This is a genomic window from Geodermatophilus sp. CPCC 205506, assembly GCF_051383635.1.
Lineage (GTDB): Bacteria > Actinomycetota > Actinomycetes > Mycobacteriales > Geodermatophilaceae > Geodermatophilus.
Genome location: NZ_JALPKP010000026.1, coordinates 1 through 20,027, shown reverse-complemented (window position 1 = coordinate 20,027; position 20,027 = coordinate 1). Strand labels below are relative to the sequence as shown.

Sequence of the window (20,027 nt, the reverse complement as noted above, 5' to 3'; positions counted from 1 at the left end):
GGCCGGGGCGCCGTCGCGTTGGCCCCCTGCAGGGCCCCGCCGCGAGCTCAGCGAGTGGTGGGGAGCAGGGGGTCCTCTCTCAGTGGAACGAGTCGCCGCAGGCGCACGAGCCGCCGGCGTTCGGGTTGTCGATCGTGAAGCCCTGCTTCTCGATCGTGTCGACGAAGTCGATCGTCGCCCCGCCGAGGTACGGGCCGCTCATGCGGTCGACGATGACCTCGACGCCGCCGTACTCGTAGGTCTGGTCGCCGTCGAGGAACCGCTCGTCGAAGAAGAGCTGGTAGCGGAGGCCGGAGCAGCCGCCGGGCTGGACGGCGATGCGCAGACGGAGGTCGTCGCGGCCCTCCTGGTCGAGCAGCGCCTTCACCTTGGCGGCAGCGGGCTCGCTCAGGACGACGCCGGTCGCTTGGGTGTCCTGCACCGTCATGTCTTGTGTCCTCCCACGTTCGAGTGTGCCTGGGGCGGCACGTCCTGCTCCAGGCCAACACCGCCGGAGCGGGTCCTCTTCCACTGTACGGCCGACGGCCCCGCATGGACGGGGAACGGCCGAGGTCACACGTAGACTCGGGCGTGTGAAGCTCCGCCTGCCCGGGCGCCGGGACCGCGCCGAGGCCGCGTCCGCCCCCGCCGACGACGCCGTCCAGTTGGTGAAGTCGAGCGGCAAGGGTCGCCCGACGCCCAAGCGCCACGAGGCGCAGGGCCGCCGGCCCGGCCCTCCCCCGCCGCCGCCGACCACCCGCAAGGAGGCCTACCGGCGGATGCGGGAGCAGCAGGCCGCCGGCCGCGGCGCCGCCCGCGCCGGTGCGGCCCGGGGCGACGACAGCTACCTGCCCGCCCGCGACCGCGGCCCGGTGCGCAAGCTGGTGCGCGACGTCGTCGACGCCCGCCGCAACGCCGGCAGCTTGTTCCTCGTCGTCGCCGGGCTGGTGCTGATCGGGTACTTCATCCCCAACCCCGCGGTGCAGAGCTACACCGTCTTCCTGTGGTTCCTGTTCTTCCTGGTGATCATCGCCGACTCGGTCGTGCTGGGCCGGCGGATCAAGCGGAAGGTGCTCGAGCGCTTCCCGAACGACGACCACCGGATGCGGGGCCTGATCTGGTACGGCATCAGCCGCTCCACGATGGTCCGCCGGTGGCGGTTCCCGAAGGCCGAGGTCCCGGTGGGTGCGGACGTCTGAGCCGCCGCGGCTAGCGTCGGCACCGTGGAATCCAGAAGACTCGGCCGTTCCGGCCTCTCCATCTCCGCGATCGCCTACGGCAACTGGCTGACCCACGGCGGCCAGGTCGAGGAGGACGCCGCGCACGCCTGCGTGCGGGCCGCCCTCGACGCGGGCATCACGACCTTCGACACCGCCGACGTGTACGCCGGCACCCGCGCGGAGTCGGTGCTCGGCCGCGCGCTGGCCGGCCAGCGCCGCGAGGGGCTGGAGGTCTTCACCAAGGTGTACTGGCCGACCGGCCCCGGCCACAACGACCGCGGCCTGGGCCGCAAGCACGTCATCGAGAGCTGCCACGCGTCGCTCCGCCGGCTGCAGACCGACTACGTCGACCTCTACCAGGCCCACCGGTACGACCCCACGGTGCCGCTGGAGGAGACGATGACCGCCTTCGCCGACCTGGTGCGGGCGGGCAAGGCCCTCTACATCGGCGTCTCCGAGTGGCGCGCCGACGAGATCGCCGCCGGCGCCGCCCTCGCCCGCGATCTCGGCATCCAGCTGATCAGCAACCAGCCGCAGTACTCGATGCTGTGGCGGGTCATCGAGGACGAGGTCGTGCCCACCTCCGAGAAGGAGGGCGTGTCCCAGATCGTCTGGTCACCGCTGGCGCAGGGCGTGCTCACCGGCAAGTACCTGCCCGGGCAGCAGCCGCCGCCGGACAGCCGCGCGGCCGACGAGGAGGCCGGCGGCACGATCCGGCGGTTCCTGCGCGACGACGTCCTCACCCGGGTGCAGCAGCTGCGGCCGGTCGCCGAGGACGTCGGCCTGTCGATGGCCCAGCTGGCGCTCGCCTGGGTGCTGCAGAACACCAACGTCGCCGCGGCGATCATCGGTGCCACCCGGCCCGAGCAGGTGCACGACAACGTCCGGGCGGCCGGCGTGACGCTCGAGCCGGCCGTGCTGGCACGGATCGACGAGGTGCTCGGCGACGTGGTCGAGCGCGATCCGTCCCGCACCGCCCGCGGCTGACGAAGGACCCCCTGCCCCCACCGCTCGCGGGGGGGTAGGGGGCCTGGTACGGGCTCAGGTGGCGGCCAGGCCCATCGGGCCGTAGACCTCGGTGTCGCCGTCGAACAGCGTCACGGTGGCCACCCCGCGCTCCAGCAGGAGCCGCCAGTGCTCCCCCAGCCACGACTCCGCGTCGCCCTGGTTGTCCGACGGCGGGACGTCGACCCCGACCGACGCCGGGTCGACCTCCGCCCCCGAGGGGTCCTCCAGACGCCAGTACCAGCTCATGCGGCCGAGGCTAGTGGCCGCTCTCGTCCCGTTCCCGCAGGTGTGACCTGCGCCTGGTTACCGCACCCGGCCCAGCGGGCATGTCAGGTCCTCGACAGTCCAGTTCAGGACCGGAGGACCGATGAGCCAGCCCACCGCGGGCGCCACCCGTGCGACCGCCCCACCCCAGTCCCCCGAGGACTCCTCGACCGGTCAGCTGATCGGCCAGCTCACCGAGCAGATCTCCCGCCTGGTCCGTGACGAGGCGCGACTGGCCCAGGCCGAGGTCACCCAGAAGGCCAAGCGGCTGGGCGTGGGGGCCGGCCTCTTCGGCGGCGCCGGCCTGTTCGCCTTCTTCGGGACGGCCGTGCTCATCGCCGCCGCCGTCCTGGCCCTCGCCCTCGCCCTGCCGGGCTGGCTGGCCGCGCTCATCGTCGCCGTCGTGCTGTTCGCCGTCGCGGGTGTCCTCGCCCTGATCGGCAAGAAGGACGTCGACAAGGCCACCCCACCGCTGCCCACGCAGGCCATCGCCAGCACCAAGGAAGACATCGCGACCGTGAAGGAGAGTGCGCGCCGGTGAGCACCCCCAGCAGCTCCAGCGCGGCCGGCAACGGCGCGCCGAGCGACCCCGACGCCATCAAGGCCGAGATCGAGGCCACCCGCGCGCAGCTCAGCCGCACCGTCGACGAGCTGTCGCACCGGCTGGACGTCCCTGCGCGGGCCCGGGAGAGCGCGTTCCGCGCCCGGGACACCGCGGTCGAGACGTACCGGGAGAGCCCCCCGACCGCCATCGGCGCCGGCGCCGGCCTGGCGGCCCTCATCGGGCTCCTCGTGTGGCGCCGGCGGACCAAGCACCGCCGCGTGGCCAAGCGGGCGACGAAGAAGGCCGCCAAGGCCCTCGCGGCCCGCCGCGCCGCGGCCCAGAAAGCCGCCCGCAAGACCGCCGCCAAGACCCGGAAGTCCGCCGCGAAGAGCGCGAAGAAGGCCCGCAGGACCGCGAGGAGGACGAAGTGAGCAACAAGGGAGCCAAGCTCGCCTACCGCCCGATCGGCCTGCTGGCCGGCATCCTCGCCGGTGCCGTCTCCGGGACCATCTTCAAGCAGGTGTGGAAGCGGGTCTCGCACGAGGACGACGCGCCCGACGCGCTGCAGAGCGAGTACCGGATGCGCGAGATCGTGCTGGCCGCCGCGCTGCAGGGCGCGATCTTCGCCGCCACCAAGGCCGCGATCGACCGGCTCGGCGCGCAGACGTTCACCAAGCTGACCGGCAGCTGGCCGGGCGACTGACGTGTCCGGGACCCGACACCACGAGAGCGCCGTCGACCGCATCCGGGAACGGGTCGAGGAGAAGGCCGCCCGGCGGGCCGCCGCCAAGGCCGCCGCCGAGGGCGCCGACGAGCACGGCTCACCGCCGGGGGCGGAGCGGCCACCGCCCGGGGCGCCGTCGGAGCGCGAGCTGCCGGGGATCGGCGCGGAGACACCGACCCGCATCCCGCTGCGCGGGTGGAAACAGGTGGTCAAGCGGGCGTGGGCCGAGAACAAGGCCGACAACATGCCGATCATCGCCGGCGGCGTCGCGTTCTTCGGCTTCCTCGCGGTCTTCCCCGCGCTGATCGCGACGATCTCGATCTACGGCCTGGTGGCCTCACCGGAGCAGGTGAGCGAGCAGATCGAGTCGGTGTCGGCGCAGCTGCCCGAGAGCGCGCAGGAGATCCTCAGCGAGCAGCTGACCTCGATCACCAGCAACAGCGGCGGCGCGCTGACGGTCGGGCTGGTGGTGTCGATCCTCGCCGCGCTGTGGAGCGCCTCCGGCGGGGTCGGCAACCTGATCACCGCGGTCAACATCGCCTACGACGAGGTGGAGACCCGCAACTTCATCAAGATGCGGGCCACCTCGCTGGCGCTGACGCTGGGCGCGATCGTCTTCGTGCTGATCACGATCACCCTGGTCGCCATCGTCCCCGCGGTGCTGGAGGAACTCCCGCTCGGGGTGGTCGGCACGATCCTGGCGCAGGTCGTGCGGTGGGTGCTGCTGCTCGGGGTGTTCGCCGGCGGGCTCGCGGTCGTCTACCGCGTGGCGCCCGACCGCGACTCCCCGCAACTGCGGTGGGTCAGCATCGGCTCGATCGTCGTCACCGTCGTGTGGGCGCTGGTCAGCATCGGGTTCGCGTTCTACGTGGACAACTTCGGGTCCTACAACAAGACCTACGGCGCCATCGCCGGCGTCATCGTGCTGATGCTGTGGCTGTACCTGACCTGCTACCTGGTGCTGCTGGGCGCGGAGATCAACGCCGAGGCCGAGCACCAGACCGCGCGGGACACCACCTCCGGCGAGCCCGTGCCGATGGGCGAGCGGAACGCGGTGGTGGCCGACTCCCTGCCCGACAAGCCGGAGCCGACCAAGGAGGACAAGGACCCCACCCGCAAGAACCGGTAGGGCTCAGCGCACGTGCGAGGGCACGAAGGGCGGCCGCACGACCTCCGCGGTCTGCGGCCGCCCGCGCACGTCGACGGCGAGCTCGGCGCCCTCGGCCGCGCCGGCCGCGGTGTCGAGCAGCGCCAGCGCGATCCCGGTGCGCAACGACGGCGAGAACGTGCCGCTGGTGACCTCGCCGACGCGGGTGCCGGAGCCGTCGAGCACTGCCATCCCCGGCCGCGGGATCCCCCGGCCGGTGGCCCGGAGGCCCCACAGCAGCCGCGCGGGCCCGCGCTCCTTCTCCGCCAGCAGCGCCTCCCGGCCCCAGAACGCCGGCTTGCCCCAGCCCACCGCCCAGCCGGCGCGGGCCTGCACGGGCGTGATGTCGGCGGACAGCTCGTGCCCGTGCAGGGGGTAGCCCATCTCGGTCCGCAGCGTGTCGCGGGCTCCGAGCCCGCACAGCCGCAGTCCCTCGTCCTGCCCGACGTCGACCAGCACGTCCCACAGCTCGCCGGCCTGCTCGGCGGGCACGAGCAGTTCGTAGCCGTGCTCCCCGGTGTACCCGGTCCGGCAGACGGTGACCTCCGTGTGCCCGCCCCCGGTGCCGGTCACGAACGACATGTACGGGAGCTCGCCGGGCAGTCCCAGGAAGGACAGCACCTGCGCGGACTTCGGCCCCTGGACGGCGAGGACGGCAACGTCGGTGTGCCGGTCGGTCACGCTCACCCCGGCGGGCGCCGCCTCGGTCAGCCGGGCGACGACGTCGGCGGCGTTGGCCGCGTTGGGCACCAGCAGGACGTCGTCGGGGCGGTGCAGGTAGACGATGAGGTCGTCGACCACCCCACCCGCCCGCGGGTCCCCGTCGGGCAGGCAGCACATCGTGTACTGCGCCTGACCCGGGCCGATCCGCCCGAGGTCGTTGGTCAGGCAGGAGTCGACGAACGCGGCGGCGCCCGGACCCCGAACCGTGACCGTGCCCAGGTGGGAGACGTCGAAGAGACCCACCCCGGTGCGGACGGCGGTGTGCTCGGCCAGCACCCCGCCGCCGGCGTACTCGATCGGCATCGACCAGCCCCCGAAGTCGGCCAGCTTGGCGCCGGCCGCGACGTGCCGCTCGTGCAGGGGGGAGGTCGAGGGGGCCACGGGAGCACGCTAACGCGGCCCTGCTGCGGGGGTCCCGCGGCGAGCTTGCGAGGCGCGGGGGGCAGCGGAGGCCTTTGTCTACGATCGAGCGGTGCCGCCGACGATCACCGCCACCGACCGCCCGCTCGAGAAGCTCTCCGCCGACGCCGTCGTCGTCGGCATCGGCAAGGGCCCGGACGGCCTGCTGTCCACGCCCGGCGCGGAGGCCGTCGACCGGCTGCTCGGCGGCCGCCTCCTCCCGGCGCTGGTCGACCTGGGCGCCCGGGGCGGCGAGGACGAGGTCACCCGCGTGGCCAGCCTCGGCCAGGGGCCCTTCCCGGTCGTCGCGGCCGTCGGCCTGGGCGCTCCCCAGGCGGCCGGTGGCTACACCGACGAGGCCGTCCGCCAGGCCGCCGGGGCGGCCAGCCGCGCGCTGACCGGCCGGGGTTCGGTGGTCACCCTGCTGGCCGCGGTCGGCGGGCCCCCCGACGCGCCGCGGCTGCACGCCGTGGGCGAGGGCAGCCTCCTGGGCGCCTACGAGTTCACGGCCTACAAGTCCGACCTCCGGGCCGACCGGCCCGCCCCGCCGCGGGAGTTCACCGTCGTCGTCCCCGACCACGGCGACGCGCGCGCCCCGCTGGCCCGGGCCCGGGCGGTGGCCGATGCGGTGTCCCTGGTGCGGGACCTGGTCAACACGCCGCCCAACGACCTCTTCCCCGCCGAGCTCGCCGACCGCGGCGCGGCCGCCGGCAAGAAGGCCGGGCTCACCGTCGAGGTGCTCGACGAGGAGGACCTGGCGGCCGGCCGATACGGCGGCATCCTGGCCGTCGGCGGGGGGTCGGTGCGCAAGCCGCGGCTGCTGCGGCTGACCTACAGCGGCAAGAAGGCGCGCAAGAAGATCGCGCTGGTCGGCAAGGGCATCACCTTCGACAGCGGCGGCCTGTCCATCAAGCCTGCGCTGAAGATGGAGGACATGAAGAGCGACATGGCGGGCGCGGCGGCCGTGATCGCCACCGTGTGCCTGGTCGCCGACCTCGGCCTGCCGGTCGAGGTCACCGCCACGGTGCCGATCGCCGAGAACCTGCCCAGCGGCACGGCCTACCGGCCGGCCGACGTCGTGACCTTCCGCAACGGCAAGAGGGCGGAGATCACCAACACCGACGCCGAGGGCCGGGTCGTCCTGGCCGACGCGATCGCCCGTGCCGCGGAGGACGCTCCCGACTACCTGCTCGAGACCGCGACCCTGACCGGCGCGCAGCTGGTGGCCCTGGGCTCGCGCACGTCCGGCGTGATGGGCAGCGACGAGCTGCGCGACACGGTGGTCGCCGCCTCCCGGCGCAGCGGCGAGTCGATGTGGCCGATGCCGATGCCCGCCGAGCTCCGCAAGGGCCTCGACTCGCCGGTGGCCGACTTCGTCAACGCCAACGCCGACCGGATGGGCGGGATGCTCGTCGGGGCGCACTTCCTCGCCGAGTTCGTGCCCGACGGCCTGCCGTGGGCGCACATCGACATCGCCGGGCCCAGCTACAACACCGGCTCGCCGTGGGGCTACACGCCCAAGGGCGGCACCGGTGTGCCCGTCCGGACCCTCCTCGCCACGATCGAGACGCTCATCGCCGACCGGTGAGGCGCCGGGGCGGCCGCCGTCAGGCCCCGTCCCGAGGTCGCCCCGAGCCCGCCAAGGGTGAGGAGGACGGGTTCCTCCACCTAGCCGGCGGTGGGGGGACGGTGGTCCTTCGCCCAGTCCCGCATCCGCTGCGGATAGCCGGTGATCTGAGCGTCGTACACCGGGACACCGAGGTCCCGGGACAGCCGGCGGGCCGTGTCCGGGCCGTCGATCCGCCGGCGGGTCCACTCCCCGTCGGCGGCCACGAGCACGATCGTCGTCTCGGTCACCGCGGTCCGCGGCTCCACGTAGCCCTCCACGCCTCGGCGGGTGGCGACGAACTGCTCCAGGTGGCTCAGATCGGCGCGGCCGGCGCCGCGGTCGAGGGTGCCGGGGCGGTCGCCCGCCGACCGACGACGTCGGAATCGACCCCACAGCGCCATGTCCGCTCCCGTCCCGGTCGGCGGCGGTGGCGCCGCGACACCCGCGCTGGAAACGGCACCCCCGGCCGCCGCGTTCCCGGAGTGGCAGGATGGACGCGGACGTTCCCCCTCCCGCGCGAACGGGACGGGCCACTGCATTCGAGGAGAGCTCGTGAGCGCACCCCCCTCCCCCGCCGATCTCGTCATCCTCGGTGGTGGCTCGGGTGGCTACGCCGCGGCGCTGCGTGCGGCCGAACTCGGCATGTCCGTCGTCCTCGTCGAGCGCGACAAGGTCGGTGGCACCTGCCTGCACCGGGGCTGCATCCCGACCAAGGCCCTGCTGCACAGCGGTGAGGTCGCCGACAGCGCCCGCGAGGGCGAGCAGTTCGGTGTCAAGACGTCGCTGGCCGGCATCGACATGGACGGCGTCAACGCCTACAAGGACGGCGTGGTGTCGCGGCTCTACAAGGGCCTGCAGGGCCTGATCAAGAGCCGCAAGATCAACTACGTCGAGGGCGAGGGCCGGCTGGTCTCCGCCACCGCCGTCGAGGTGAACGGGCAGCGCTACGAGGGCAAGCACGTCCTGCTGGCCACTGGTTCCTACGCGCGGACCCTGCCGGGCATCGAGATCGACGGCACCAAGGTCATCACCAGCGACCACGGGCTCAACCTGGACCGCGTACCGACGTCGGCGATCATCCTGGGCGGCGGGGTCATCGGCTGCGAGTTCGCGAGCGCCTGGACGTCCTTCGGCGTGGACGTCACGATCGTCGAGGCGCTCCCCCACCTCGTCCCGCTGGAGGACGAGGCCTCCTCCAAGCTGCTGGAGCGGGCGTTCCGCCGCCGCAAGATCGGCTTCTCCCTGGGCAGCCGCGTGGCCGGCGTCCAGACGACCGACGACGGCGTCACGGTCTCGCTGGAGAACGGCAAGGAGTTCGAGGCCGAGCTCGTGCTCGTCGCGGTCGGCCGCGGCCCGGTCAGCCAGGGGCTGGGCTACGAGGAGGCCGGCGTCGCCATGGACCGCGGCTACGTCCTCGTCGACGAGTACTGCCGGACCAACGTGCCGACGATCTCCGCTGTCGGTGACCTCATCCCCACCCTGCAGCTGGCCCACGTCGGCTTCGCCGAGGGCATCCTCGTCGCCGAGCGGCTGGCCGGGCTGAGCCCCGCTCCGATCGACTACGCCGGCGTCCCACGGATCACCTACTCCGAGCCCGAGGTCGCCTCGGTCGGCCTCACCGAGGCCCAGGCCAAGGAGAAGTTCGGCGAGGTCAAGACCCTCGTCTACGACCTCGGCGGCAACGGGCGGAGCCAGATCCTCAAGACCCAGGGCGCCGTCAAACTGGTGCAGGCCGTGGACGGTCCGATCGTCGGGGTGCACATGGTCGGCAGCCGGGTCGGCGAGCTCATCGCCGAGGCCCAGCTCATCTACAACTGGGAGGCCGAGGCCGAGGACGTCGCCGGCCTCATCCACCCGCACCCGACCCAGAGCGAGGCCCTCGGCGAGGCGCACCTGGCGCTGGCCGGCAAGCCCCTGCACGTGCACGGCTGATCCAGCACGACCTCCCACCCACCCCGCGCCAGAAGGAGCCCTCCCCCGATGCCGACGTCCGTCACCATGCCCGCCCTGGGCGAGAGCGTCACCGAGGGCACGGTCACTCGATGGCTCAAGCAGGAGGGTGAGCAGGTCGAGGTCGACGAGCCCCTCCTCGAGGTCTCGACCGACAAGGTCGACACCGAGATCCCCTCGCCGGCCGCCGGTGTGCTCACCAGGATCCTCGTGTCCGAGGACGAGACGGTCGAGGTCGGCGCCGAACTCGCGGTCATCGGCGGGGACGGCGACGGCAGCGCTCCGAGCGGCGAGGCGCCGGCCAGCGCCGCGCCGGCCCAGGAGCAGCCCGCGGCCGAGCCCGAGCCCGAGCCGGAGCCGGCGCCCCAGCCGGCCGCCGAGGCGCCCGCCCCCTCCGGGGACGCCGGTGCGGGTGGCGGCCAGGGCGGCGGCGAGGGCACCCCGGTGACCATGCCGGCGCTCGGCGAGAGCGTCACCGAGGGCACCGTCACGCGGTGGCTGAAGTCCGTCGGAGACGACGTGTCGGCCGACGAGCCGCTGCTCGAGGTCTCCACCGACAAGGTGGACACGGAGATCCCGGCCCCCGTCAGCGGGACCCTGCTGGAGATCACCGTCGGCGAGGACGAGACCGTGGAGGTCGGCGCGCAGCTGGCCGTCATCGGTAGCGGCGCCGCCGGCGGGGACAGCGCCCCCACCGCGTCCGCTCCCGCGGCGGCCGCCCCGGCACCCAGCGCGGAGCAGCCGCAGACGGCCAAGCCCGCCAGCGAGACGCCGGGCGCCGACTACGGCTCCAGTGGCGCCCTGCCGGCCGAGTCCCCGACGTCGGCGCCCGCGCCGGCCGCCTCGGCCGCCCCGCAGGCGCCCGCCGCCCCCCAGGCGCCGGCCGGTGCTCCGGCCGAGCAGCCTTCCGGTGACGGCGGCGGCCAGTACGTCACTCCGCTGGTGCGCCGGCTCGCCGCCGACAACGGCGTCGAGCTGTCCTCGGTCAAGGGCACGGGCGTCGGCGGCCGGATCCGCAAGCAGGACGTGCTCGCGGCCGCGCAGGCCGCCTCGACGCCGGCTCCCGCCGCCACCGGGGCCGGGGCCGGGCGCGCCACGACGAAGCCCTCCCCGGCGGCCATGCCCGACACCTCGCTGCGCGGCCGCACCGAGAAGCTCTCGCGGCTGCGCAGCGTCATCGCCCGCCGGATGGTGGAGTCGCTGGCGGTCAGCGCCCAGCTGACCACGGTCGTGGAGGCCGACGTCACCGCGATCGCGCGCCTGCGGGACCGGGCCAAGCGGGACTTCGAGGCCCGCGAGGGCGTCAAGCTCTCGTTCCTGCCGTTCTTCGCGAAGGCGGCGGTCGAGGCGCTCAAGGCCCACCCGGCCGTGAACTCCTCCATCGACCTCGAGGCCGGGACGGTGACCTACCACGACGCCGAGAACCTCGGGATCGCGGTGGACACCGAGCGCGGCCTGCTGGTGCCCGTCATCAGGGACGCCGGCGACCTCAGCCTCGGTGGGCTGTCCCGCAAGATCGCCGACCTGGCGGAGCGGACCCGGACCAACAAGGTGACGCCGGACGAGCTCGGTGGCGGCACGTTCACGCTGACGAACACCGGCAGCCGCGGGGCGCTGTTCGACACCCCGATCATCAACCAGCCGCAGGTGGCGATCCTCGGCACCGGAACGGTGGTCAAGCGCCCGGTGGTCGTCCAGGACGCCGACCTCGGTGAGGTCATCGCCGTCCGGTCGATGGTGTACCTGGCCCTCACCTACGACCACCGGATCGTCGACGGCGCCGACGCCGCCCGCTTCCTCACGACCGTGAAGGAGCGGCTGGAGGCCGGCCAGTTCCACGGCGAGGTCGGACTCGCCTGATCCGCTCCGATCGGGGCCCCGGCGACGGCCGGGGCCCCGATCGCGTTCCGCCGTCCGGGGGCTCTGCCGAGGAGACAGATGAAGGTCGCGGTCACCGGCTCGTCCGGACTGATCGGCTCCCGCCTGGTGCCGGCGCTGCGCGCGGACGGTCACGAGGTCATCCGGCTGGTCCGCCGCACTCCGCGGACGGCCGAGGAGCACCGGTGGGACCCTCAGCACCGGCGGATCGACCCGGCCCTGCTGGCCGACGTCGACGCGGTGGTCAACCTCGCGGGGACCCCGATCCGCCCCCGGCCCTGGACCTCCGGGTACAAGGACAGCCTGCGGTCGAGCCGCCTGGACGCGACGACCACCGTCAGCCAGGCGCTCGCCGACGCCGCCGTCGCCGACCCGTCGCGCCCGCGGGTGCTGCTCTCGGCCTCCGGCATCGGCTACTACGGCGACACGGGCGACCGCGCCGTCGACGAGGACGACCCGCCGGGCACCGACTTCCTGGCCCGGCTCTGCACTGAGTGGGAGGCGGCCACGGCTCCCGCCGCCGAGGCCGGTGTCCGCGTGGTGCAACTGCGGACGGGGCTCGTCGTCGGCCGCGGGGCGCCGCTCATGCAGATCCTGGGCCTGGTCTTCCGTGCCGGGCTGGGTGGCCGCATGGGATCGGGGCGGCAGTACTGGCCGTGGATCAGCCTGGACGACGAGGTGGCCGCGATCCGCTTCCTGCTGACGGCCGACGTTTCCGGACCGGTGAACCTCACCGCGCCCGGCCCCGTGACCAACGCCGAGTTCACCCGCCGCCTGGGCCGCGTGGTTCGCCGGCCGACCGTGCTCGCCGTCCCCCGCGTGGCCCTCTCGCTCGCTCTCGGGGAGTTCGGCCGCACCGGTGTCCTGGCCGGTCAACGTGCCCTCCCCCGGAAGCTGTCGGGAGCGGGGTACGCCTGGACGCACGAGGACCTCGACGAGGCGTTCCGCGCGGCGTTGGGTCGCACCTGACTCACCCGATCCGCTCGGCCGAGTCGATCCGCCAGTCCCCGTCGACGGCCACCAGCGTCATCCGCACCTCGGCCTCACCCCGTGCGTCCACCGAGCGCCGGGCCGGCCCGTCCGGTGCCCCCACGGCCATGACGTCGTAGGCCGGCCAGGTGTCGACCACCTGGAGGGTCACCCGCCCCTGCGCGACGCCGCCGTCGACCACGGTCACCCGCAGCACCGCCGGGGTGAAGCCGCGCAGGCTCTCGCCGGCGGCGAGCAGGCTCGACACGGTCTCCCGGTCGGCGGTCGCCATCGGCGTGCCGGGCAGGTGCACCTCGTCCAGCAGGTCCACCGATCCCGTCCGGAACGCCGCCGCCCGGCGTCCGTACAGCGTGGTGAGGCGGTCCCTCCAGGCCTCCGCCGAGTCGTCCTGCGCCGCCTCCCCCTGCGGCGACTCCTCGGCGGGTGGGGTGTCCGGGAGCGGCGCCGTCGTCCGCGGCGAACTGGCCGCGCGGTCGGCGAGCTCGGCTGCCCGGGCCGGTGGGGCGTCGGGTTGCGCCCACCGTCCGCCGAGCCACACCACCCCGGCGAGGACGACCCCCACTGCGACGACGACGCCGATCCGTCGGGCCGCCGTCTCCGCCGTGCCGGTCGGCAGGCGGATGCGCCGGCGCGGGGGCTCCGGCGGCTCGGCCGTGCGGTGTCGACCGGGCACCTGGTGGGTCAGCTCGGTACGCGGGCCGCCGGTGCCGGCGAGGTCCTCCTCCAGCACCCCGGCCACCGGGAGCCACACCGGCTCCGGCCGGCAGGCGTGCCTCAGGTCGAGGGCGAACGCCGCGGCCGAGCCCCGCAGGTGCGGATCCGCTGACAGCCCCCGGCCGATGACATCGCGCAGCTCCGCGGGTGCGTCGGGCGCCAGTTCGGCGAGGTCGGGGATCACCCCGTTCGCGGCCACGCGGAGCGTGTCGGCCGCCGTGGCGGCGTTCCAGGGGGCGACACCGGTGAGGGCGTGGAACGCCGCGGCGGCCACGCCGAACACGTCCGACGCCGGTCCCGGCGCGCCACCACGTGCGACCGTCGGGTCGACGTAGGCCGGTGTGACCTCACCGGCCGCGGCCTCCCCCAGCACCCGGGCCACACCCAGGTCGGTCAACACCGGCCGGCCCTCGGCCGTGAAGACGATGTTGCCGGGCGACAGGTGTCCGTGCACCACCCCGTGCTCGTGGGCGTGGGCGAGCGCGGCGGCCACCGGCGCGACGGCGGTCACCACCTCACCGGGGCGCAACCGGCCGCGACGCGCCAGCAGGGCGGCCAGGCTGCCGCCGGGGAGCAGGTCGAGGACCAGGGCGACCCGCGGCTGCGCGCCCCGGCGGGGTTGGTGCACCACGTCGACCAGCCGGACGAGGTGCGGGTGATCCAGCTCGCCCAGCAGGGCCGCCTCCCGTGCCTGCCGTTCGGGGTCGCCGGCCACCAGGACCTTGACCGCCACCGGCGGCCCGCCCGACCGCGGCACGCCCCGCCAGACCTCGCCCGATCCGCCGCGGCCCAGCAGTTCCTCCAGGCGGTAGCCGGGCACGACGGGAGCGTCTGCGGGCTCACGACGGTCGGAGGGGTCGCGGATCGGCATGGCTGGGCACCGTAGGCGCTCGGCCGTGCACACCGTCGCCGTTGTCCACAGGCCGAGCCGCCGTCCACAGTCCCCGGACCGCGCGGGTGGCCCGGTGCCTGCGGGCCTAGGTTCGTCCCGTGCCGCTGCCGACTCTTCCCGAGCCCGTGGTGCGGCACACCTGGCGATCCCACGAGCGAGGAGCTGCCTGCCCGTGCCCGCGTCCGCACCGACCATCCTGGCGACCAGCATGGGCTTCCGCACCCGTGGTCGTGGGCCCTACGACTGGGCGCCCGGACCGGTCTTCGACCTGGCGGTCGAGCTCGCCGGGCGGCCCGACCGGCCGAGGCTGTGCTATCTCGGCACCGCCACCGGCGACGACCCGGTCCGGCTGGCCGGCGTCTACGGCGCGTTCGCCGGCAGCCCGGTCGAGGTCAGCCACCTCAGCCTGTTCCCCATGCCCACCGTGCCGGACCTGCGGGCGCACCTCCTGGACCAGGACGTCGTCTGGGTCGGCGGGGGGAGTGTGGCCAACCTGCTGGCGGTGTGGCGGGTGCACGGCCTCGACGCGGTCTTCCGGGAGGTGTGGGAGGCCGGCGTGGTCCTCGGCGGGGTGTCCGCGGGATCGCTGTGCTGGCACGTCGGCGGCACCACCGACTCGTACGGGCCCGATCTCCGGCCGGTCACCGACGGCCTGGGGCTGATCCCCACGTCGAACGGCGTGCACCACGACTCGGAGGAGCAACGCCGCCCGCTCTACCACCGGCTGGTGGCCGAGGGGACGTTGCCGGCCGGGCACGCCACCGACGACGGGGTCGGGCTGGTGTACCGCGGCACCGAGCTCGTCGAGGCGGTCGCCGACCGTCCCGACAAGGCGGCCTACCGCGTCGAGCGGGGGCCGGACGGCGCGGTGGTCGAGACCCGCCTGGAGCCCCGACGCCTGCCCGAACCACGGGCATAGGGTGGAGACCGTGAGCGCGCTCGAGGTTCTCCGCCTGGGTCTGGTCAACTACGAGGAGGCGTGGGCGCGCCAGCGCGACCTGCACGCCCGCGTGGTGGAGGGCGATGCGCCCGACACCCTGCTGCTGCTCGAGCACCCCCCGGTCTACACCGCCGGCAAGCGCACCCTGCCGCACGAGCGCCCGTTCGACGGCACCCCGGTCATCGACGTGGACCGCGGCGGCAAGATCACCTGGCACGGGCCGGGCCAGCTGGTGGGCTACCCGATCGTGCGTCTGCCCGACCCGGTCGACGTCGTGGCCCACGTGCGGCGGCTGGAGAGCGCCCTCATCGACGTCTGCGCCGGGATCGGACTGGCCACCGAACGGGTCGAGGGGCGCAGCGGTGTGTGGGTGCGCGCCGACGAGCGCGGCCCGGACCGCAAGGTCGCCGCGATCGGCGTGCGGGTGGCCAGGGGTGTCGCCATGCACGGGTTCGCGCTGAACTGCGACCCCGACATGGCCGCGTTCGCCAACATGATCCCGTGCGGCATCGTCGACGCCGGTGCCACGTCGCTGACGACCGAACTGGGCCGCGACGTCCCCGTCACGGCGGTGGTCGACCCGGTCGAGGCGGCGATGCGGGCCGTCCTCACCCCGGTCGGCGTGCTCGGAGGCTGAGAGCGCGGGGAGTTCCGCGCCCCCAGCCCCCCGGGCTCACCCGAGGACGAAGTTGACCAGCCGGCCGGGGACGGCCACGACCCGCCGCACCGTCTTCCCCGCCAGGTGCCCGGCGATCCTCTCGTCGGCGCGGGCGGCGGCCTCCAGCGCGGCGGCGTCGGCGTCCGCCGGCACTGTGACCTGGGCACGCACCTTGCCGTTGACCTGGACGGCCACCTGCACGGTGTCCTCGACCAGCCAGCGCGCGTCCGCCACCGGGAACGGCGCCCAGGCCAGCGACGCGTCGTGGCCCAGCCGCGACCACAGCTCCTCGGCGATGTGCGGGGCCAGCGGGGCGACCAGCAGCACCAGCGGCTCGGCCACCGACCGCGGGACCGGGGAGTCCGCGCCGTAGGCCTGCGTCAGGTGGTTGGTCAGCTCGGTGATCCGGGCGATCGCGATGTTGAACCGCAGCGTTGCCATGCCGTCCCGGACGCCGTCGATCGTCCGGTGCAGCGCCCGCAGCGTCTCCTCGGAGGGCTCGACGTCCTCCGCGGCCCGCACGGCGCCGGTCTCCTCGTCCACCACCACGCGCCAGATCCGCTGCAGCAGCCGCTGCGACCCGACGACGGCCTTGGTCTCCCACGGCCGGGACTGCTCCAGCGGGCCGGTCGACATCTCGTACACGCGGAAGGTGTCGGCCCCGAAGGCGCCGATCATCTCGTCCGGCGTGACCATGTTCTTCAGGCTCTTGCCGATCTTCCCGTACTCGCGGTTGACCGGCCGGCCCTCGTGGAAGAACCGGCCCTCCTCCTCCACCACCTCGGCGGCGGGCACGTAGAAGCCGCGCTCGTCGGTGTAGGCGTAGGCCGAGATGTAGCCCTGGTTCACCAGGCGCCGGAACGGCTCCTCGCTGGAGACGTACCCCAGGTCGTGCAGCACCTTGTGCCAGAACCGCGCGTACAGCAGGTGCAGCACCGCGTGCTCGACGCCGCCGACGTACAGGTCCACCCCGCCGACGTCGCCGTCCCCGCGCGGGCCCAGCCAGTACCGTTCCAGCTCGGGGTCGACCATGTGCTCGTCGTCGCCCGGGTCCAGGTACCGCAGGTAGTACCAGCACGAGCCCGCCCAGTTGGGCATCGTGTTGGTCTCGCGCCGGTACTTCCGCGGCCCGTCGCCCAGGTCGAGCTCGACGGTGGTCCAGTCGGTCGCGCGGGACAGCGGCGGCTCGGGGGCGGAGTCGGCGTCGTCGTCGGCGAACGTCTTCGGCGAGTAGTCGTCCACCTCGGGCAGCAGCACCGGCAGCATCGACTGCGGAACGGCGATCGGCAGGTCGTTCTCGTCGTAGACGATCGGGAACGGCTCGCCCCAGTAGCGCTGCCGGCTGAACAGCCAGTCCCGCAGCTTGTACGTGGTCGTCGCCTCGCCGTGCCCGTGCCGGACCAGCCAGTCGGTGATGCGCGCGATCGCCTCGGCCTTGTCCAGACCGTCCAGCGAGACCTCGTCGTTCGACGAGTTGATCATCGGGCCCGCCCCGGTGTACGCGCCGCCCTGGAAGTCCGCCGGCGGCTGCACGGTCCGGATCACGGGCAGCCCGAACTTCTCCGCGAACTCGAAGTCCCGGATGTCCTCACCGGGCACCGCCATGATCGCGCCGGTCCCGTAGCCCATCAGGACGTAGTCGGCGACGAACACCGGCAGCTCCCGGCCGTTGACCGGGTTGACCGCCGTGACGCCCAGCCAGACACCGGTCTTGTCCCGCCCCTCGGTCTGGCGCTCCAGCTCCGACCGGCGGGAGGCCTCCCGCCGGTAGGCGGAGACGGCCTCGGCGGGCGTCGCGGCCCCGCCGGTCCAGCGGGGGTCGGTGTCCTCGGGCCAGGCGGAGGCGGTCAGCGCGTCGACCAGCGGGTGCTCCGGCGCCACCACCATGTAAGTGGCGCCGAACAGCGTGTCCGGACGGGTGGTGAAGACCTCGATGGTCTGGTCGCCGCAGCTGAAGCCGACCCGCGCACCGGTCGAGCGGCCGATCCAGTTGCGTTGCATCTGCTTCAGCGAGTCCGGCCAGTCCAGCCGGTCCAGGTCGGTCAGCAGCCGCTCGGCGTAGGCGGTGATCCGCATCATCCACTGGGTCAGCGGCCGCCGGAACACCGGGAAGTTGCCTCGCTCGGAGCGCCCGTCGGCGGTGACCTCCTCGTTGGACAGCACCGTGCCCAGACCCGGGCACCAGTTGACCGGCGCCTCGTGCAGGTAGGCCAGCCGGTGCGCGTCGACGACCTTGCGCTTCTCGACGTCGTCCAGCTCGGCCCACGGGCGGCCGGAGGGGTTGGTGCCGGGCGCGGGCGAGCGGGTGCCGGCGTCCAGCTCGGCGACCAGCTCCTCGATGCGGCGCGCCCGGCCGGCCGACTCGTCGAACCAGGAACCGAAGATCTGCAGGAAGATCCACTGGGTCCACTTGTAGTAGCCCGGGTCGATGGTCGCGAAGGTGCGGCGCTCGTCGTGGTCCACGCCCAGCCGGCGCAGCTGCGCCCGGATCGCGGCGATGTTCGCCTCGGTGGTGACCCGCGGGTGCTGGCCGGTCTGGACGGCGTACTGCTCGGCGGGCAGGCCGAAGGCGTCATAACCCATCGGGTGCAGCACGTTGTCGCCGTCCATGCGGCGGAACCGGCTGGTGACGTCCGTGCCCAGGTAGCCCAGCGGGTGCCCGACGTGCAGGCCGGCGCCCGAGGGGTACGGGAACATGTCCATCACGAAGAACTTCGGCCGGTCGGCGACCCGCTCGAAACCGTCGCTCAGCCGGCCCACGGGGTTGGGCGTGTGGAACGTCCCCTCACCCTCCCAGCGGTCCTGCCAGGCGAGCTCGATCTGCTGCGCCAGCGCCGGGGTGTACCGGTGCGGAGGGACCCCGTCGACGGCGGGATCGGTGCTCGGCTGGCTGGCCGTCTGGCTCACTGCAGGCTCCTGGGTCGCGGGTACCGGGGGCGGACATCAAAAAACCCCTCGCACAGGAGGGGTCGCCGCGCTGGCCGTGGAGAGGGCGTCAGCGCGGCCGGTGGAGGAGGAACCGCCCGGTCACGCGGCTCAGCCTACTCCGGTGCTCGACGGGATTCTCGGGCCGACCGGGGACCTCGACCTCGACGTGAGGTCGAGGTCCCGGCGCACCCGGTCCGGTCACCCGGCCTGCGGCGCCACCTCGGCGGCGACGAGGTCCAGGTGGTCGAGGTCGGCCAGGTCGAGCACCTGCAGATAGACCCTCGAGGCGCCGGCCTCGGCGTACTGCCCGAGGACGTCGACCACCTCGGCCGGCGTCCCGGCGGCACCGTGCTCCCGCAGCTCGTCGACGTCGCGCCCGATGGCGGCCGCCCGGCGGGCCAGCTCGGCCTCGTCCTTCCCCACGCAGAGCACCAGGGCGGAGCTGTAGACCACCGACGACGGGTCGCGACCGGCCTCCTCGCAGGCCGCGCGCACGCCGGCGAACAGCCGGGCGTTGTCCTCCACCGGCGCGAAGGGCACGTTGAACTCCCCCGCGTACCGGGCCGCCAGCCGCGGCGTCCGGCGCTTGCCGCGGCCGCCGACGAGGATCGGGACGCCGCCGTCCTGCACCGGCTTGGGCAGCGCCGGCGAGTCGCTGACCTGGTAGTGCCGCCCGTCGAAGGCGAACGTCTCCCCCGCCGGCGTGCCCCACAGGCCGGTGATGACCGCCAGCTGCTCCTCGTAGCGGTCGAAGCGCTCACCCAGCTCGGGGAACGGGATGCCGTAGGCGCGGTGCTCGGCCTCGAACCAGCCGGCGCCGATGCCGAGCTCCACGCGGCCACCGCTCATCTGGTCGACCTGCGCGACCGAGATGGCCAGCGGTCCGGGCAGCCGGAAGGTGGCCGCGGTCATGAGCGTGCCGAGGCGGATGCGGCTGGTCTCCCGGGCCAGCCCGGCGAGGGTGACCCACGCGTCGGTCGGGCCGGGCAGGCCGTCCCCGCCCATGGCCAGGTAGTGGTCGGAGCGGAAGAAGGCGTCGAACCCGGTCTCCTCGGTCCGCCGCGCGACGGCGAGCAGGTCGTCGTAGGTGGCGCCCTGCTGGGGTTCGGTGAAGATGCGTAGCTGCACCGGGGAACGCTATCCAGGTCCTGCGCCCGCCGCTCCCACTCGGGGTGTGCCCGCCGCGACGAGCGGGCAGGATGGCCGCCGACACGATCAACCGGAGGTGCATCCCGTGTTCCGCAAGAAGACGCACGGCCAGATCATCGGCGAGGAGCTCACAGAGGGCTTCAGCCACATCGGGACGGCGATGGCCGAGGCGGGCCGGGCGGCGGCGGAACAGCTGGCACCCCGCGTCGAGGCCGCCCGCGAGGCCACCGGCCCGGCGCTGGAGGCCGCGCGCGTCGCCGTCGCCCCCAAGGTCGCCGCCGCCGCGGCGGTGGCCGCGCCCGCCGTCGAGG

Annotated in this window: 20 protein-coding genes; 13 read left to right on the top strand and 7 right to left on the bottom strand. The window is 74.0% G+C overall.

Features of this window, described 5'->3' with window-relative positions:
* Positions 1-79: 79 nt before the first annotated feature.
* Positions 80-427 carry a HesB/IscA family protein gene (locus MY520_RS15720; protein ID WP_436693309.1) on the bottom strand — a complete coding sequence of 116 codons (348 nt, stop codon included), beginning with the start codon at positions 425-427 and terminating at the stop codon, positions 80-82.
* A 145-nt stretch (positions 428-572) separates the two neighbouring features.
* Here MY520_RS15720 and MY520_RS15715 point away from each other — a divergent pair, with 145 nt between their 5' ends.
* Both MY520_RS15715 and MY520_RS15710 read left to right on the top strand, forming a co-directional pair.
* Positions 573-1,178, top strand: a complete 606-nt coding sequence (locus MY520_RS15715; RefSeq protein ID WP_436693307.1) for a DUF3043 domain-containing protein — start codon at positions 573-575, stop codon at positions 1,176-1,178.
* A gap of 24 nt (positions 1,179-1,202) precedes the next feature.
* Positions 1,203-2,186, top strand: a complete 984-nt coding sequence (locus tag MY520_RS15710) for an aldo/keto reductase family protein (RefSeq protein WP_436693305.1) — start codon at positions 1,203-1,205, stop codon at positions 2,184-2,186.
* 54 nt (positions 2,187-2,240) lie between these two features.
* On the opposite strand, the gene MY520_RS15705 is transcribed toward MY520_RS15710, so the two are convergent.
* A complete protein-coding gene (locus MY520_RS15705) occupies positions 2,241-2,453 on the bottom strand; it encodes a hypothetical protein (RefSeq protein WP_436693303.1) in 213 nt (70 codons plus the stop codon).
* Positions 2,454-2,574: 121 nt separating this feature from the next.
* On the opposite strand from MY520_RS15705, the gene MY520_RS15700 reads away from it, so the two are divergent.
* The 4 genes from MY520_RS15700 to MY520_RS15685 are packed head-to-tail and all read left to right on the top strand — an operon-like array spanning position 2,575 to position 4,868.
* The gene (locus tag MY520_RS15700; protein ID WP_436693301.1) at positions 2,575-3,012 is read left to right on the top strand and encodes a phage holin family protein; all 438 of its coding nucleotides are present in this window, start codon (positions 2,575-2,577) and stop codon (positions 3,010-3,012) included.
* Positions 3,009-3,446, top strand: coding sequence for a DUF3618 domain-containing protein (locus MY520_RS15695; protein ID WP_436693299.1), 438 nt, complete (start codon positions 3,009-3,011; stop codon positions 3,444-3,446). Before MY520_RS15700 ends, MY520_RS15695 begins: the two co-directional genes overlap by 4 nt.
* Positions 3,443-3,718, top strand: coding sequence for a DUF4235 domain-containing protein (locus MY520_RS15690; RefSeq protein ID WP_436693297.1), 276 nt, complete (start codon positions 3,443-3,445; stop codon positions 3,716-3,718). Before MY520_RS15695 ends, MY520_RS15690 begins: the two co-directional genes overlap by 4 nt.
* Position 3,719: 1 nt before the next feature.
* Complete coding sequence (locus MY520_RS15685; RefSeq protein ID WP_436693295.1) at positions 3,720-4,868, top strand: YihY/virulence factor BrkB family protein; 1,149 nt, start codon at positions 3,720-3,722, stop codon at positions 4,866-4,868.
* Positions 4,869-4,871: 3 nt separating this feature from the next.
* On the opposite strand, the gene gcvT is transcribed toward MY520_RS15685, so the two are convergent.
* Positions 4,872-5,990, bottom strand: a complete 1,119-nt coding sequence (gene gcvT / locus MY520_RS15680; protein WP_436693293.1) for a glycine cleavage system aminomethyltransferase GcvT — start codon at positions 5,988-5,990, stop codon at positions 4,872-4,874.
* A gap of 91 nt (positions 5,991-6,081) precedes the next feature.
* On the opposite strand from gcvT, the gene MY520_RS15675 reads away from it, so the two are divergent.
* Positions 6,082-7,596: a leucyl aminopeptidase gene (locus tag MY520_RS15675; protein WP_436693291.1), complete on the top strand. Its 1,515-nt coding sequence runs from the start codon at positions 6,082-6,084 to the stop codon at positions 7,594-7,596.
* 80 nt (positions 7,597-7,676) lie between these two features.
* On the opposite strand, the gene MY520_RS15670 is transcribed toward MY520_RS15675, so the two are convergent.
* Positions 7,677-8,018, bottom strand: a complete 342-nt coding sequence (locus MY520_RS15670; RefSeq protein ID WP_436693289.1) for an oxidoreductase — start codon at positions 8,016-8,018, stop codon at positions 7,677-7,679.
* Between the two features lie 151 nt (positions 8,019-8,169).
* Here MY520_RS15670 and lpdA point away from each other — a divergent pair, with 151 nt between their 5' ends.
* The 3 genes from lpdA to MY520_RS15655 all read left to right on the top strand — a co-directional run bounded on the left by lpdA (position 8,170) and on the right by MY520_RS15655 (position 12,414).
* Positions 8,170-9,549: a dihydrolipoyl dehydrogenase gene (gene lpdA / locus MY520_RS15665; protein ID WP_436693287.1), complete on the top strand. Its 1,380-nt coding sequence runs from the start codon at positions 8,170-8,172 to the stop codon at positions 9,547-9,549.
* 48 nt (positions 9,550-9,597) lie between these two features.
* Entirely contained in the window at positions 9,598-11,427 is a 1,830-nt protein-coding gene (gene sucB, locus MY520_RS15660) for a 2-oxoglutarate dehydrogenase, E2 component, dihydrolipoamide succinyltransferase (RefSeq protein ID WP_436693285.1), read from the top strand.
* Positions 11,428-11,505: 78 nt separating this feature from the next.
* Complete coding sequence (locus tag MY520_RS15655) at positions 11,506-12,414, top strand: TIGR01777 family oxidoreductase (RefSeq protein ID WP_436693283.1); 909 nt, start codon at positions 11,506-11,508, stop codon at positions 12,412-12,414.
* A 1-nt stretch (position 12,415) separates the two neighbouring features.
* On the opposite strand, the gene MY520_RS15650 is transcribed toward MY520_RS15655, so the two are convergent.
* Positions 12,416-13,969: a serine/threonine-protein kinase gene (locus tag MY520_RS15650; protein ID WP_436693281.1), complete on the bottom strand. Its 1,554-nt coding sequence runs from the start codon at positions 13,967-13,969 to the stop codon at positions 12,416-12,418.
* 244 nt (positions 13,970-14,213) lie between these two features.
* Here MY520_RS15650 and MY520_RS15645 point away from each other — a divergent pair, with 244 nt between their 5' ends.
* Entirely contained in the window at positions 14,214-14,960 is a 747-nt protein-coding gene (locus tag MY520_RS15645; RefSeq protein ID WP_436693279.1) for a Type 1 glutamine amidotransferase-like domain-containing protein, read from the top strand.
* Between the two features lie 10 nt (positions 14,961-14,970).
* Positions 14,971-15,618 carry a lipoyl(octanoyl) transferase LipB gene (gene lipB, locus MY520_RS15640; RefSeq protein WP_436693277.1) on the top strand — a complete coding sequence of 216 codons (648 nt, stop codon included), beginning with the start codon at positions 14,971-14,973 and terminating at the stop codon, positions 15,616-15,618.
* A gap of 36 nt (positions 15,619-15,654) precedes the next feature.
* On the opposite strand, the gene leuS is transcribed toward lipB, so the two are convergent.
* Positions 15,655-18,546 carry a leucine--tRNA ligase gene (gene leuS, locus MY520_RS15635; protein WP_436693275.1) on the bottom strand — a complete coding sequence of 964 codons (2,892 nt, stop codon included), beginning with the start codon at positions 18,544-18,546 and terminating at the stop codon, positions 15,655-15,657.
* A gap of 219 nt (positions 18,547-18,765) precedes the next feature.
* Positions 18,766-19,695, bottom strand: coding sequence for an LLM class F420-dependent oxidoreductase (locus MY520_RS15630; RefSeq protein ID WP_436693273.1), 930 nt, complete (start codon positions 19,693-19,695; stop codon positions 18,766-18,768).
* A gap of 106 nt (positions 19,696-19,801) precedes the next feature.
* Here MY520_RS15630 and MY520_RS15625 point away from each other — a divergent pair.
* Positions 19,802-20,027: hypothetical protein (locus tag MY520_RS15625; RefSeq protein ID WP_436693272.1), on the top strand; the 226-nt coding region annotated here is incomplete at its 3' end.